This is a genomic window from Mesorhizobium sp. M0751, assembly GCF_040320265.1.
Lineage (GTDB): Bacteria > Pseudomonadota > Alphaproteobacteria > Rhizobiales > Rhizobiaceae > Mesorhizobium.
On the sequence record NZ_JAMYPH010000015.1, the window covers coordinates 25,967 to 39,096 of the forward strand.

General features: G+C 63.9%; 12 protein-coding genes. 5 read left to right on the forward strand and 7 right to left on the reverse strand.

Annotated elements, in window-relative coordinates:
- Nucleotide 1: 1 nt before the first annotated feature.
- From NKI19_RS21880 to NKI19_RS21900, 5 genes are all read right to left on the reverse strand, one after another.
- Entirely contained in the window at nt 2-877 is an 876-nt protein-coding gene (locus NKI19_RS21880; protein ID WP_352490158.1) for an alpha/beta hydrolase, read from the reverse strand.
- Nucleotides 878-910: 33 nt separating this feature from the next.
- Nucleotides 911-1,429, reverse strand: coding sequence for a hypothetical protein (locus NKI19_RS21885; protein WP_352490159.1), 519 nt, complete (start codon nt 1,427-1,429; stop codon nt 911-913).
- Nucleotides 1,430-1,472: 43 nt separating this feature from the next.
- Nucleotides 1,473-1,952, reverse strand: a complete 480-nt coding sequence (locus tag NKI19_RS21890; protein WP_352490160.1) for a DUF3828 domain-containing protein — start codon at nt 1,950-1,952, stop codon at nt 1,473-1,475.
- A gap of 105 nt (nt 1,953-2,057) precedes the next feature.
- Entirely contained in the window at nt 2,058-3,707 is a 1,650-nt protein-coding gene (locus NKI19_RS21895) for an ABC transporter substrate-binding protein (RefSeq protein WP_352490161.1), read from the reverse strand.
- A 41-nt stretch (nt 3,708-3,748) separates the two neighbouring features.
- A complete protein-coding gene (locus NKI19_RS21900) occupies nt 3,749-5,299 on the reverse strand; it encodes a trimethylamine methyltransferase family protein (RefSeq protein WP_352490162.1) in 1,551 nt (516 codons plus the stop codon).
- 92 nt (nt 5,300-5,391) lie between these two features.
- Between NKI19_RS21900 and NKI19_RS21905 the strand changes: the two genes are divergently transcribed.
- Nucleotides 5,392-6,294: a LysR substrate-binding domain-containing protein gene (locus NKI19_RS21905; protein WP_352490163.1), complete on the forward strand. Its 903-nt coding sequence runs from the start codon at nt 5,392-5,394 to the stop codon at nt 6,292-6,294.
- Between the two features lie 17 nt (nt 6,295-6,311).
- On the opposite strand, the gene NKI19_RS21910 is transcribed toward NKI19_RS21905, so the two are convergent.
- A complete protein-coding gene (locus NKI19_RS21910; protein ID WP_352490164.1) occupies nt 6,312-7,301 on the reverse strand; it encodes a zinc-dependent alcohol dehydrogenase family protein in 990 nt (329 codons plus the stop codon).
- A 103-nt stretch (nt 7,302-7,404) separates the two neighbouring features.
- Here NKI19_RS21910 and NKI19_RS21915 point away from each other — a divergent pair, with 103 nt between their 5' ends.
- The gene (locus tag NKI19_RS21915; protein WP_352490165.1) at nt 7,405-8,307 is read left to right on the forward strand and encodes a LysR family transcriptional regulator; all 903 of its coding nucleotides are present in this window, start codon (nt 7,405-7,407) and stop codon (nt 8,305-8,307) included.
- Nucleotides 8,308-8,387: 80 nt separating this feature from the next.
- A complete protein-coding gene (mutL, locus tag NKI19_RS21920; protein ID WP_352490166.1) occupies nt 8,388-10,238 on the forward strand; it encodes a DNA mismatch repair endonuclease MutL in 1,851 nt (616 codons plus the stop codon).
- A gap of 205 nt (nt 10,239-10,443) precedes the next feature.
- Here mutL and NKI19_RS21925 read toward each other — a convergent pair whose 3' ends face one another.
- Nucleotides 10,444-11,337, reverse strand: coding sequence for a DMT family transporter (locus NKI19_RS21925; protein WP_352490167.1), 894 nt, complete (start codon nt 11,335-11,337; stop codon nt 10,444-10,446).
- A gap of 90 nt (nt 11,338-11,427) precedes the next feature.
- Here NKI19_RS21925 and NKI19_RS21930 point away from each other — a divergent pair, with 90 nt between their 5' ends.
- Both NKI19_RS21930 and NKI19_RS21935 read left to right on the forward strand, forming a co-directional pair.
- The gene (locus NKI19_RS21930) at nt 11,428-12,354 is read left to right on the forward strand and encodes a LysR family transcriptional regulator (protein ID WP_352490168.1); all 927 of its coding nucleotides are present in this window, start codon (nt 11,428-11,430) and stop codon (nt 12,352-12,354) included.
- 520 nt (nt 12,355-12,874) lie between these two features.
- The gene (locus tag NKI19_RS21935) at nt 12,875-13,108 is read left to right on the forward strand and encodes a DUF2093 domain-containing protein (protein ID WP_031211156.1); all 234 of its coding nucleotides are present in this window, start codon (nt 12,875-12,877) and stop codon (nt 13,106-13,108) included.
- Nucleotides 13,109-13,130 lie beyond the last annotated feature (22 nt).

Sequence of the window (13,130 nt, forward strand, 5' to 3'; positions counted from 1 at the left end):
GTCAGACATGGTCGGCACCGGTCCGGCAGAGGTTTGTTGTAAAGAACGGAAGGACCGCATCACGATAGCGCGGCCGGTCGTATCGCAGCAGATCGACATGGCGGGCACCCTCGAACCAGACCAGCTCCGAGCCAGCGGCGGCGTTTTGCAAGGCCAGTACCTGTCCGCGATCGATGAAAGGATCGATGCTGCCGGCAAGCAGCATCAATGGCTTGCCGATCTTGCCGAGGCGATCGACCGGCCTGACATCGTCGGCGCTGAACCCGAGACGAAGCGGCATTTGCGCCAACAAGATATCCGCTTGAAGGTCGCGCAAGACGTGGAAGGGCATGCGCCCAGCCGTGGTCTCCCGCAAGGTTGCGTAGAGCTGCTCCAACACATAGGCATCGGCAGGCGCCTGCGGCGCAGCAAAGACGAGGGATGCGGCGCCCAACGATGAGCCGAGAGCGCCGAGTTTCCTCCCGGGGAAGCGTTGCCTTGCAAAGGCCAGAATGCGAGCAGCATCCTGTCCTTCGGTATAGCCAAACCCTCGAACGGTGCCGCCGCTCTCGCCGTTTCCCGAGAGATCGAACAGGGCAACAGAATAACCCGCCTCGAACAGCAGTCTCGCCCTTCCAACCATTGCGAGCCTGTTGGCCCCGCGCCCGTGCAACAGCACGATTGCGCCGCAACTGCCAGGCCGGTTGGCCACCCAGCCGACAAGTTCGGGGGCGTCGGCCTGAATGAGCACGACACGCTCGACGGGCAGGTCGCCAACCGCCGCCAAGTTCTGCCGGGGTTGGCGGGCAATCAGCATCGTCCCGGTGTGCCAGATGACCAGGCAGGTTAAGACGCAAAGTCCAGCCAAGCCTATCGCGAGAAAAAGGCGAACTCTCATTGACGATCACCTCGAAGCGACCTCATCGGCTGATCATTCACACTGGTATTGGCTTAGCGCCCATTCGCCGGTCACCGAGAGCAGGTCCGATATTTTCCAGTCGCCGTCGACCTTTTTGAACTTCCATTCCAGCCGATGCGGGTTACCGGAGACGACAAAAGCGACGACGACTTTGGCCTCGTCGCCGTTGACCGCTTCAATGGTCTTCAGGCTCTTGTCGATCTCCGCCTTATCGTATTCGGAATTGTCGAGCGCCATGTTGGGATCGAGGCACTCGCCCTGCCCCGACTTCCGCAGCGCGTCGCTCTTGTCCAGCACCGACTTTGCCGGGTCGGTGAAATGGCCCCGCTGAGCCGGATCGACCTCGAGCCCGGCATGCTCGTAGAACGGCTTCACCACCGCCGTCGGCGAGCCCGGCTGCACGGGTGCGGCCGGCGCGATTTCTGCCGGCGGCAAAATTGCCGGCGGAGGTGCCGCACTGTCGGCCGGCGCGTTTGCGGGCGGCGCGCCCAACAGGCCCTGAGCGGCGGCGCTGCTCAATCCGGCCAGCATGCACGCAGTGGCCAGAACCCAGGGACGGCAGCAAGCCACGGCATCACTCCGGCGGCTGCCCGGCCAGGCATTCGAGCGCACTCAGCGTCCAGCCGCTGGTCTTCGAGGTAATGTCGGCGACCTTCCACTGGCCGTCGATCTTCTTCAACGACCAGACCATTTCGCGTTTGGAATCATCGCCTTCCGGGAAAAGGTTGAACGTCGCCGTCACCTCGGCGCTGTCGCCATTGAGCGTTTCACCCAAGGTCAGCGTCTTGGCCACGGTCTTCTCGTCATAGTCCTGCGCATCGAGACCAGGGGCGAAGTCGATGCAGGGAACTTCATCCGGATGGTTCTTTGCCGCGTTGTCGTTCAGTTCGAACAGTTTCGTCACCGGCGCGGTGAAGCGGTCGCGATATTGCGCATCGGCCTCGAATTTGACCGACGGGACATAAAAGAACTTCACGGCGTTGGCAGCCGGGCCGGCAAACGCGGCCGCCGGCAAGGCCATCGAAAGCGCGGCAACAAAAAGTGGCAGTTTCATGCGTGTCCCCGATTGTTCACTGACGGAAGCTATCAGTACCACGCATCTTGCCCGTCGGCTTTCTTGCGGTCCATGAAATCCTGCAACGCCTCCTCTGCTGGCAACTCAGGCGTTCAGCCAGACGTTCTGGAGATCCATCTCGAAGGTTTGGTGGACACCGTAGTTCTTCACCTTCTCGTTCATGTGGCTGAACAGCTTCTGCCAAAACGGCTGAATGATGACGCCCGAATCCTGCAGGATCTGCTCGATATCCTTCATGACCTCGCGGCGCTTCTCGACGTCGATCAGCGAGAGAGCCTGCTTGAGCTTGGCATCGAAATCAGGGTTCGAGTAGCCGGTTTCGTTCCAGGCCTCGCCGGTGCGATAGCCGAGCGCCAGCACCTGGACGCCAAGCGGGCGCATGTACCAGATGGTCATCGAATAGGGGTATTTCGTCCAGTCGTTCCAGAAGGTCGAACCCGGCAGCACGGTGCGCTTCACCTTGATCCCGGCATCGCGCAACTGGCCGGCAATAGCGTCGCCGGTGTTCTTTTGCCAATCGTCCTCGACGGTGATCAGTTCATGCTCGAAGTCGGCCTGCCCGGCCTCGGCCATAAGCTTCCTGGCCCCCGCGGCGTCGCGTGTCTTCTTGGGCAGCGCGTAGTATTCCGGATGAATCGGGCTGACGTGGTGGTTTTCACCAACAGTGCCTCGCCCGGCGTAGCCAAGTTCGAGCACCGCTTTGTTGTCGACGGCCATCTGGAGGGCGTTGCGAACCCGCTTGTCGTCATAGGGCTTGTTCGTGATGTTGGTCCGGGCGACGAGCGTGGTCGCTGTCGCGACCTCAGATTTGACCAGCCCCATCTTGTCGAGAATGTCTATAAAGTCGGCCGGCGTCTCGAAGTTGAGATCGATTTCGCCGGAGTCGAATGCATTTATCGAGGCGTTGAAATCGGTTCCGTAGTCGATGAATTCGACGCCGTCGAGAAGCGCTTCACCGCCCCACCACTTGCCAGTCTCACGACGCTTGACGACCGCTTTCTGGCCAACAGCATAAGACACCAGTTCGAACGGCCCGGTGCCAATCGGCTTCTCGATCGGATTGGCGCCGTCGGCGTCGAAGTTGCGATGGACCACGAGCGCCGGATAGTCGGTGAAGTTCGGGATCAGCGAGATGTCCGGCTCGTTCAGCTTCAGCTTCACCGTGTTGTCGTCGACCTTGGTGATCGCCCCTTCCCTGGCCTTGCCGGTCTTTGCATCGATCAGCGCACCGACGCGCGCGGCCATGGAGTTGCCGGCGGCAGCCTTCTCGCACCAGCGCGTCAGGTTGTAGACCACGTCATCGGCGCCGAAAGCATCGCCGTTGTTCCAGGTTATGCCCTTGCGCACATGCAGAACGTATTCGGTGGCGTCGTCATTGACCTCCCAGCTTTCGAGCAGAACCGGCTCGAAAGTGAACTGGCGCGTATAGCGGACAAGCGGCTCCAGCCAGCAGCGCGAAATGTTCGCCAGTTCCACCCAGTCGTAGGTGCGCGGGTCCTTTTGCGCCTTCACCGACATCGAAACGTGCAGCGTTCCGCCTTTCTTCGGCTCTTCAGCCAAAGCCCGCTGCGGCACGGCAAGGCCGATCATGCCGTAGGCAAGGGCCGTCGATGCGCCGAAAGCGCTTGCCAGCGCCAGAAACTCGCGCCGGTCGACACGACCTGCACGCGCCTCGCTGGCCATCGCTTCGATGGCGCTCGGTATGCGATCGCCGTTGCTTCTGAAGAGTGTCATTTTTTCCTCCCTTATGGTTCGCATCGGGTCTTCGCCCGTTATCAACTAACGCTGTCCGGCAGTTTCTCCTCGCGCCGCGCAATCAAATCTATGAGACCATCGGCGACGCCCTCATCGAGCTTCGGCTCCTCATAGTCGGCGAGCATGTTGCGCGCTTTCTCGCGGCCGCGGGTGTCGTGGTCCTTTGCTCCTTCCGCCTTCCACTGTTCGAACGAATTGAAGTCCATGATGCTCGGTATGAAGAAGGCGGACTCGAAATGTTCGAGCGTGTGCTGGGTGCCGAGGAAATGGCCCTGTGGTCCGACCTCGCGGATAGCCGCCATAGCCTCCTTGAAATCGTCGAACGGCAGCCCGCCAGCATATTTGTACCAGCCGACAAGCTGCTCGCAGTCGGTCGCAAATTTCGAATAGCCGCAGGTCAGGCCGGCCTCGAGCCAACCCGCGGAGTGCCAGATGTAGTTGGCGCCGGCAAGGATGGCGGCATGCATCAGCATGTTCGCCTCGTAGCCCGCCTGGGCGTCGTTCAGCTTCGAGCCGACATGGAAACCGGATGTGCGCCACGGCAGCCGATACTTCCGCGCCAGCGCGCCCATGAGATACATCATCTGGGCCGCCTCCGGCGTGCCGCCCATGGGAGCGCCGGTCTTCATGTCGACCGTCACCATGAACTGTCCGTAGATCTGCGGCGAACCCGGACGCAGGAGCTGTGTGAACGCGACACCCGCCAGTGCTTCGGCATTGACCTGTGCGACCGCTCCGACAGCAGAGGCCGAAGTCGAGGCGCCGCACAACGCGAAGGGGGCGAGAATCAGCGGCTGGTTATGGCGCGCATAAACTTTCATCGCGTCCAGCATGGTGGCATCCCAGACCAGCGGCGAATTGCAGTTGGTGATCGCCACCAGGACCGGGTTGTCGCGGACATAGTCCTCGCCGAACACGATACCTGCCATCGCCATCGTGTCTTCGGCCCGATCCTTGGAAGTGACGATGCCCATGAACGGCTTGTCGGAGTGCTTCAGCGCCGAATGGATGATGTGGAGGTGACGCTTCGGCACCGCGATTTCCATCGGCTCGCAAATGATCGAGCTCGACGAATGCAGCGCCGGCGCCATGTAGGCGAGCTTGTGGAAATTGTTGAGGTCGGCGAGTGTGCCGTAGCGCCTGTTGTTGTCGAGGTCGCGCACGTAAGGCGCCCCGTACATCGGCACGAAGATGGAGTTGTTTCCACCCACACGTACGGAACGCTGGGGATTCCTCGCATTGAGCGTGAACTCTGACGGGACCTTCGATACGAGGTCCATCAGCAGGGCGCGGTCTATGCGGACCCTTGTCTCCGAGACATCGGCGCCCGCCGCCTTCCACATTGCGATAGCCTCGTCGTCGCGGAACTCGCATCCCACCTCTTCGAGGATGGAGAGCGACTCCTGGTGGATCAGCTCCACCGCCTCGTCCGGGACCATCTGATACACCGGAATCTTGCGAACCAGGGTCGGAAATGACGCCACGGGAGCGCCCCGCAGCGCCTTGCGCCCCAGGCGGCCGCCGCTGCGGCGGTTGGTGTGTTCGCTCACTTCAACGGCCGGTGCGTTCATAGAGGCTCCATATTCCTGTTGGTGACCAATCTAGCCAGACAAAATGCAGCTGTGACGCTGGAAAATCCTGATCTCTTGTATAAGCTCAGCTTATGCGAAACTTACGCCACCTGCTGCCGTCGGCCGGCAGCCTGATCGTCTTCGAGGCCGCCGGGCGGCTGTCGAGCTTTACCGCCGCCGGGCGCGAGCTCGGCATGACGCAGGCTGCCGTCTCCTATGCGATCCGTGGGCTCGAAGAGCAGCTCGGCGCGAAACTCTTCCAGCGCCGCCACCGGCAAGTCAGCCTGACCGAAGCCGGCGACCGCTTTCATGCTGACGTCTCGCTCGGCCTGTCGCACATCCGCAAGTCGGCGGAGGATCTGCGCCAGATCGCCGTCGGCGCTCATGTGACGCTCGCCGCCTCGACGGCCTTCGCCTCGTTCTGGATGATGCCGCGCCTGCAGCAGTTTCGCGACGAATTGCCGGGCATCGACCTGCGCATCCAGACCGCCGACCGCGATCTCGACATCATCGCCGAGGACATCCCGCTCGGCGTCCGCGGCGGCGAGCCCAGGGAATGGCCTGATTATCATTCGCTGCCGCTGGCAGACGAAGTGATATTCCCCGTCGCCGGCGTTAGCTACGTGGCACGGTTCGGGCTGCCGGAGCATGTCGCGGACCTTCAATCGCACCGCCTCATCCATCTCGAAGAGCCGTTTCGCGAGGCCGCGAGCTGGGACGAGTGGTTCGCCTCGGCCGGGGTCGACATCGCCGATGCCGGACGTGGCTTGCGTATCAACGACTATGCGCTGGTGATCCAGGCGGTCATGGAAGGGCAAGGCATCGCGCTCGGCTGGGGTCACCTCGCCGAGCGGCTGCTGGCATCAGGGCTGCTGGTGCGCGTCACCGGCCACACGATGACGACCGGCAAGGGCTTTCATGTCATCTGGTCGAGGAACCGCGAGCTCAGCGACAACGCCCGCAAGGTGCGGGACTGGCTGGCGGCGCAGGCGTGAGGCCGATAAATGCCCGGTCAAACCGTCACGACGATCTTGCCGAACTGTTCGTTCGATTCGAGATAGCGGTGCGCCTCGACGATCCGGTCGAACGGAAAGGTTCTGGCGATTGCCGGCTTCAGCGAGCCCGAGCTCAGTCCGTCAAGGATGAACGCCTTGGCGGCCTGCAGCCGGACCGGATCGCGCACGATCTCATGGACGAGATAACCGCGCAGCGTCAGCGTCTTGGCCAGCACTGCAGATAGCGGAAAGGGTGTCGGGTCAGGGCTCAAGCCGCCATATTCGATGAGAATGCCACCCGGTGCCATCGCTGCGGTCAGAGGCTCGAAGATCGGCCCGCCGACGGCATCGAACACCACGCGCACGCCGTCCGGGCCGGCGATTTCCTTCAGCCTGGCTTCCAGATCCTCCTCTGCCGAGGCGATGACGTGGGTCGCGCCGAACTCAAGCAGAGCCCGCTTCTTGGCAGATGTCCGTGTGACCGCGATCGGGGTCGCGCCAATCATGTTGGCGATCTGGATCGCCGCAAGTCCGACGCTGCTCGATGCCGCAGTGATGACGACAAAGTCCTGCCTGCCAAGTTGGGCAATGTCGATCAGCGCACCGTAGGCCGTGAGATATTGCATCCATGCTGCGGCGGCCTCTTCCCAGCTCAGTGATGGTGGATGCCTGACGACGAGCTCGGCGGGATATGTGGCAATCTCACCATAGGCAGGCCAGCGGACCATCGACAATGGCGGCACGATGCTGACGGCATCGCCCGGCGCAAACCCGTCCACGCCTTCGCCGACCATCTCGACGATACCCGCCGCCTCGAGCCCAAGACCGGAAGGCAACGGCGCGGTCTGGATGTAGGTCCCCGAACGCAGCAGCGCCTCGGCCCGGTTGAGACCCAACGCCTTGACGAGGATCTGGACCTCGCCCCGCGCGGGCGCAGGAATATCGACATTCTCGATGCGCAGAACCTCGGGACCACCGAGCTCATGAAAGCGAACAACACGTGCCATCGGTCACAACTCCAAAAGATTTGAATTGAATGTGCTATGCCAGCCGCGGTCAGGCGGATAAATAGCTGCTCGAGTAGAGCAGTAGAAACTGTAGGTTTTGAATATGGATCGCCTTACGAGCATGGCCGTGTTCGTCAAAGCCGTCGACCTGGGCTCGTTCGCGGCCGCGGCCGCGGCTCTCGATCTGTCCGGGCCGATGGTCGGCAAGCATGTCCGGTTTCTCGAGGAGCGCCTGGGCGTGCGCCTCATCAACCGGACTACGCGCCGCCAAAGCCTGACCGATTTCGGGCGCGCCTATTATGAACGCTGCCGGCTGGTGCTTGCCGAAGCGGAGGCCGCGGATGCACTCGCCGCCGACCAGCTTGCCGAACCGCGCGGAAAGCTGCGCGTGCTCATGCCGGTGCATTTCGGCCGGCGCTGCGTTGCCCCAGTCCTGTTCGGGCTTGCGCAGCACTATCCGGCGCTGGAACTGGACCTGTCGTTCAGCGATGCCCTCGCCGACCTCGCAGAGGACGGCTGCGACCTTGCCATCCGAACCGGCGATCTGGAGGACCAGACCGGGGTGATCGCGCGCCGCATCGCGCGCCAGCACATGGTCGTCTGCGCGTCGCCGTCCTATCTCGACCGGCACGGCCAGCCGCAGGCGATAGATGACCTCGGCAGGCATCATGCGATCATCTACCGCCGTTCAGGGCGTGCCGTTCAGCCATGGCTGTTTCCGCGCGATGGCCACCCCGCGATTGAGGTCAGGCCCGTCAGCAGATTGCGGCTCGACGACCTCGATGCCATCGCCGATGCGGCGGCGGCCGGCATGGGGCTCGCCTGGCTGCCATATTGGCTTGTTCGCCAGCGCATTCAGGCGGGCGCACTTGTTCCGCTGTTGCCGGAACAATCCCGGTTTCTCTACGACGTTCATGCCCTTTGGTTGCAGACGCCTCATCTGCCGATGAAAGTCCGCCTTGCCGTCGATGCACTGGCGGCAGCGCTGCCCAAGCTCATGAGTTGAAGGCACGGTCGCGGTCGGCTGCGTGGATTTCCTCAATTGCGCCCTCCCGCATCGTCCACGAATCCGCCTATAGTGCTGCCATGCCCATCCGCCAGCTTTCCGAAACGATGATCAACCAGATCGCCGCCGGCGAAGTCATCGAGCGTCCGGCAAGCGTGGTCAAGGAACTGGTCGAGAACGCGCTTGACGCCGGCGCAAGCCGTGTCGAGATCGTCACCGCCGGCGGCGGGCTGAACCTGATCCGCGTCAGCGACGACGGCTCGGGCATTCCGGAAAAGGAACTGGCGCTGGCGATTGCACGCCATTGCACCTCCAAGCTAGCCGACGACATCCACGACATCCGCTCACTCGGCTTTCGCGGCGAAGCTTTGCCGTCGATCGGCTCGGTGGCGCGGTTGTCGATCCGCTCGCGCACCGCGTCCAGTGAAAACGCCGCCGAGATCGGTATCGACGGCGGCCGCGTCTCCCCCGTCAGGCCGGCGGCGGCCAATCGCGGCACCACGGTCGAGGTGCGCGACCTGTTCTTCGCCACACCCGCCAGGCTCAAATTCATGAAGGGCGAGCGCGCCGAAAGCTCGGCCATCGGCGACGTGGTCAAGCGCATCGCCATCGCCTTCCCCGCCGTGCGCTTCACCCTGGCCGGCCCGGACCGCTCGACGCTGGAACTGCCGGCGACCGACGACAGCCCGGAAGGCCGGCTGCGCCGGGTGGCGCAGGTGATGGGCGCCGACTTTCCCGACAATGCGATCGCCATCGACGCGGTGCGGGACGGCGTGCATCTCGCCGGCCATGTCTCGGTCCCCTCCTTCACCCGCGCCAACGCGCTGCAGCAATACGCCTATGTCAACGGTCGCCCGGTGCGTGACAAATTGATCGCCGGCGCCATCCGCGGCGCCTTCGCTGACGTGCTGCCGCGCGACCGCCATGCCGTCACCGTGCTGTTCTTGACGCTCGACCCGGCGATCGTCGACGTCAACGTCCACCCGGCCAAGGCAGACGTGCGCTTCCGCGATCCGGGGCTGGTGCGCGGGCTGATCGTCGGCGCCATCCGCGAAGCGCTGGCCAATGCTGGCATCCGCCCCGCCACCACCGGGGCCGCCGGCATGATGGCGGCGTTCCGGCCAGGCGCGGCATCCTATGCGCATGGCGGCCCGGCCAACGGTCACCGCAGCTACGAGGCCGCTTACCGGGCCTCAGGCTTTGCCGGGTTCGATCCTGGCCGCTCGCCACAGCGGCCGCTCGATATGGGCGGCGGCTTCGGCGAGGACGAGCAGGCGGCCTTCGACGCCGGGCCGCTGCACAGCGCCGACGCGCGCGCCGGGCAAAACGAAGCGGCGGAGACGCTGCTCGGCACGGCGCTGGGCGCCGCGCGCGCGCAAGTGCATGAGAACTACATCGTTGCCCAGACCAGGGATTCGCTTGTCATCGTCGACCAGCACGCGGCGCATGAGCGGCTGGTCTACGAGGCCTTGAAGAACGCCCTCCACTCACGCGCGGTGCCGTCGCAGATGTTGCTGCTGCCCGAGATTGTCGATCTGCCGGAGGAAGACGCCGAACGGCTTGCCATGCACTCCGAGACGCTGGCCCGCTTCGGCCTCGGCATCGAGCGCTTCGGCCCCGGTGCCGTCGCGGTGCGCGAGACGCCGTCGATGCTCGGCGAGACCAACGTCCAGCAGCTGGTTCGCGACCTCGCCGACGAGATCGCCGACAATGACACGATCGACACGCTGAAGGAGCGGCTGGACAGAATAGCCGCGACCATGGCCTGCCACGGCTCGGTGCGCTCCGGCCGGCTGCTCAAACCGGAAGAGATGAACGCGCTGCTGCGGCAGATGGAGGCGACGCCGGGCTCCGGCACCTGCAACCACGGCCGCCCGACCTACATCGAGCTGAAGCTTGCCGATATCGAGCGGCTGTTTGGGCGGCGATAAGCAACTCGCAGGGCGCAGCCCCGACCCGGACCTTCGGTCCAACCTCCCCACAGGGGGAGGTAGGGAGCCTAGCCGCCGACGCCTCGCGAGGAGCTTACCCTCCCCCTTGTGGGGAGGGTCGCTGCGAAGCAGCGGGGTGGCGGTACGAAAAGAGCCGCTTAATAGCGGCTCTTTTCGAGTCAAGAGACAGCCCCAACCCTCTGATTCATCTCTTCAAATTCACCACGATGACGCCGCCCAGCGCCAGTGCGCCGCCGATTATGCCGAGCAGCGTCGGCACTTCGCCCAGCCAGAAGAAGCCGATCAGCGTCGCCACCGGCGAAACCAAATAGAGGAAATTGGAAGCACGCGCGGCGGGCAGCCGGGAAAGTGCTGTTGCCCAGGCGGCATAGGCGATCAGGCTGGGCACAATGCCGAGAAAGATGACGGCGCCGAGCCCGGCGGTATCGGCAACCGCCGCCTGCGCTAGGCCGCTCGGCAGGAACGGCGACAGGCAGAGCGCGCCAAGCACCATGTTGGAGGCCGAGATGGTCAGCGGGTGGTGGCGGGCAAACAGCGGCTTCTGGACAATGGTGTTGACGGCCGAGCACAGCGCCGAGCCGAGGACAAGCAGCGCACCATTGTTGAAATGCAGCCCTTGCCCCTCGCCTATGGCGATGATGCCGATGCCGGCGAAGGACAGGAACGTGCCGGCCCAGGCCAGGCCCGAGAAGCGTTCGCCGAGCAGCGCCATGGCCATGATGGCGGTGAAGATCGGGCTGACATTGATGATGAAGCCGGCCGCACCGGCCGAAACGGTCAGCTCGCCGAAATTGAGCATCACCGTGTAGAGCGCGACGAAAACGGCACCACCGAAGGCAAAGCGCCAGAGTTCATCGAGCCTGGGCAGAGCCGGCCGCTTGACCGCGAGGAAGATCGCCGCCGGAACCGCGGCTATGGCAAAGCGCAGCGCGCCAAGTTCCAGCGGCCCGAAGGCGGCAAGGCCGGCGCGGATCGCCGGAAAGGCCGAGGCCCAGCCGACCACCGTCAGCGCCACCGCGACGGCCGCCGTGGCATCCATGCGCTGTGTCGTATTCAACGTGCCGGTGTAAGCGCTCATCTGGGTGTCCTCGCGATCCAATGCCATGAAGTAGAGAAACGCTATTGCGGGCCGGTTGACAAACGAACAAATCGAGGATCACCTGTGACTATGGATCACAGCTTAGACCCGATGCTGCCGCTTGAAACGCTGCGCGCCTTCGACGCCGCGGCACGCACCGGCAGCTTTTCGGCGGCGGCCGAGAAGCTCAACATCACCCATGGCGCCGTCAGCCGGCAGATCGCCAAGCTCGAGAACTGGCTCGGCCTCAAAGTCTTCGATCGCGGCGCGCGCGGCGTCTCGCTGACCGTCGAAGGCAACCGCCTGCATCTGCGCACCACGGAAGCCTTTGCCCTGATCGCCAGCAATGCGGACCGCTGGGTCGAGCCGCGCGGTACGGCGGTGGTGCGGCTGACCTCGATCCCCTCGGTCAGCGGGCTGTGGCTGATGCCGCGCATGGCGGCGCTGGAGAACCACCCGTCCAAGCTGCGCATCGTGCTCGACGTCGACATCCGCCAGGGCGATCTTGCCGACGAAGGCATCGACCTGTCGATCCGCTGCGGGCGCGGCCACATTCCGGGCCGGATCTCGGTGCAGCTTTTCGAAGAATATGTGTTCCCGGTCGCCTCGCCGGAATTGGCCAGGGAGATCGGCCGCGGAGACCCCGCCCGGCTGCTCAACTATCCGGTGATCAATGATTCCGACGCTTCGGCCTGGCGCGCCTGGTTTGCGGCGCAGGAGATGGACTATCGGCCGCGGCCGCACGACCGGCGTTTCGAAGATTACAACCTCGTGCTCGACGCCGCCGCGCATGGGCTCGGCATTGCGCTGGCGCGTCCGCCGTTGACGGTGGACCAATTGAAATCGGGCCGCATCGTCGCCGTAGACGAACGCCGTGCGCTGAGCCCGATATCATACTGGCTCGACCGGCCGCTGGGGCGCCCGCGCGCAGCCGCCGCCGAACTCGCCCGGCGCATCGCCGTCCAGGCCGGGCTGCCAGCGGAGAAGATCGAAGAGTTTATCATCGCCGAGGAATGAGATGCCGGGCGTCCACTTTGCCGGCTTGAAGGATGGCAGCGAGGCTGAGAATTAAAAGCCCGCCTAGTCGGCACAAGCAAAAACAAAGATGCGGTTTAACTGCCCGACCGTGTTGTAATGACCTATTGCCGATGTCGGTGCTGCCCCTCATCCGCCTGCCGGCACCTTCTCCCCGTATAGTGACGGGGAGAAGGGGCTGGCCGCGACCCTCGGCGCCTTTTCTGCAGCGTTCGCGATTGGCGAAAGCTTCAGTGCAGGTGTCCTTTCTCCCCGTCACTACACGGGGAGAAATGTCCGGCAGGACAATGAGGGGCAGCGCAAGCCTAAAGTGATTACCCCGGGCTCATGTATCACGGCCCTCTGTCCAGGTGCCATCCAATCCGTGCGCTCGCAACAGATCGGCCAATCCGTCGCCGGGAAAAGGCGTCAACCCGAGTTCGCTGCCCTGCTTCATCTCGTTCCAGCTTGACCTCGCCGCAATTTGTGGCGATGACATCGTCATGAATTTCGGCACCACCCCATGATGAACCGTTTCGAAGGCCCCGGCGGCAAGGAAGCCCGCATCCGCTATCTCGACGGCGACTTCCAGGTGACCAGCCCCGGCGCCTTCGTGCGCTGCGCGGTGACCGGCGAGAGCATCCCGCTCGACGAGCTCAAATACTGGAGTGTCGCCAGGCAGGAACCCTATGTGAATGCCGCCGCCTCGCTGCGCCGCGAAATCGAAGCGCATCCGGAACTGCGCCGCCGACGCTAGTCCAGCGCAAATGGAAGCCGCC

Bases quoted from the DNA above. Each gene is read 5' to 3' on its own strand.
- NKI19_RS21925 (WP_352490167.1), bottom strand. From the start codon at position 11,337: ATGAGCGCTTACACCGGCACGTTGAATACGACACAGCGCATGGATGCC.
- NKI19_RS21915 (WP_352490165.1), top strand. From the start codon at position 7,405: ATGGATCGCCTTACGAGCATGGCCGTGTTCGTCAAAGCCGTCGACCTG.
- NKI19_RS21890 (WP_352490160.1), bottom strand. From the start codon at position 1,952: ATGAAACTGCCACTTTTTGTTGCCGCGCTTTCGATGGCCTTGCCGGCG.
- NKI19_RS21905 (WP_352490163.1), top strand. From the start codon at position 5,392: ATGCGAAACTTACGCCACCTGCTGCCGTCGGCCGGCAGCCTGATCGTC.
- NKI19_RS21895 (WP_352490161.1), bottom strand. From the start codon at position 3,707: ATGACACTCTTCAGAAGCAACGGCGATCGCATACCGAGCGCCATCGAA.
- NKI19_RS21935 (WP_031211156.1), top strand. From the start codon at position 12,875: ATGATGAACCGTTTCGAAGGCCCCGGCGGCAAGGAAGCCCGCATCCGC.
- NKI19_RS21910 (WP_352490164.1), bottom strand. From the start codon at position 7,301: ATGGCACGTGTTGTTCGCTTTCATGAGCTCGGTGGTCCCGAGGTTCTG.
- mutL (WP_352490166.1), top strand. From the start codon at position 8,388: ATGCCCATCCGCCAGCTTTCCGAAACGATGATCAACCAGATCGCCGCC.
- NKI19_RS21900 (WP_352490162.1), bottom strand. From the start codon at position 5,299: ATGAACGCACCGGCCGTTGAAGTGAGCGAACACACCAACCGCCGCAGC.
- NKI19_RS21880 (WP_352490158.1), bottom strand. From the start codon at position 877: ATGAGAGTTCGCCTTTTTCTCGCGATAGGCTTGGCTGGACTTTGCGTC.
- NKI19_RS21885 (WP_352490159.1), bottom strand. From the start codon at position 1,429: ATGCTGGCCGGATTGAGCAGCGCCGCCGCTCAGGGCCTGTTGGGCGCG.
- NKI19_RS21930 (WP_352490168.1), top strand. From the start codon at position 11,428: ATGGATCACAGCTTAGACCCGATGCTGCCGCTTGAAACGCTGCGCGCC.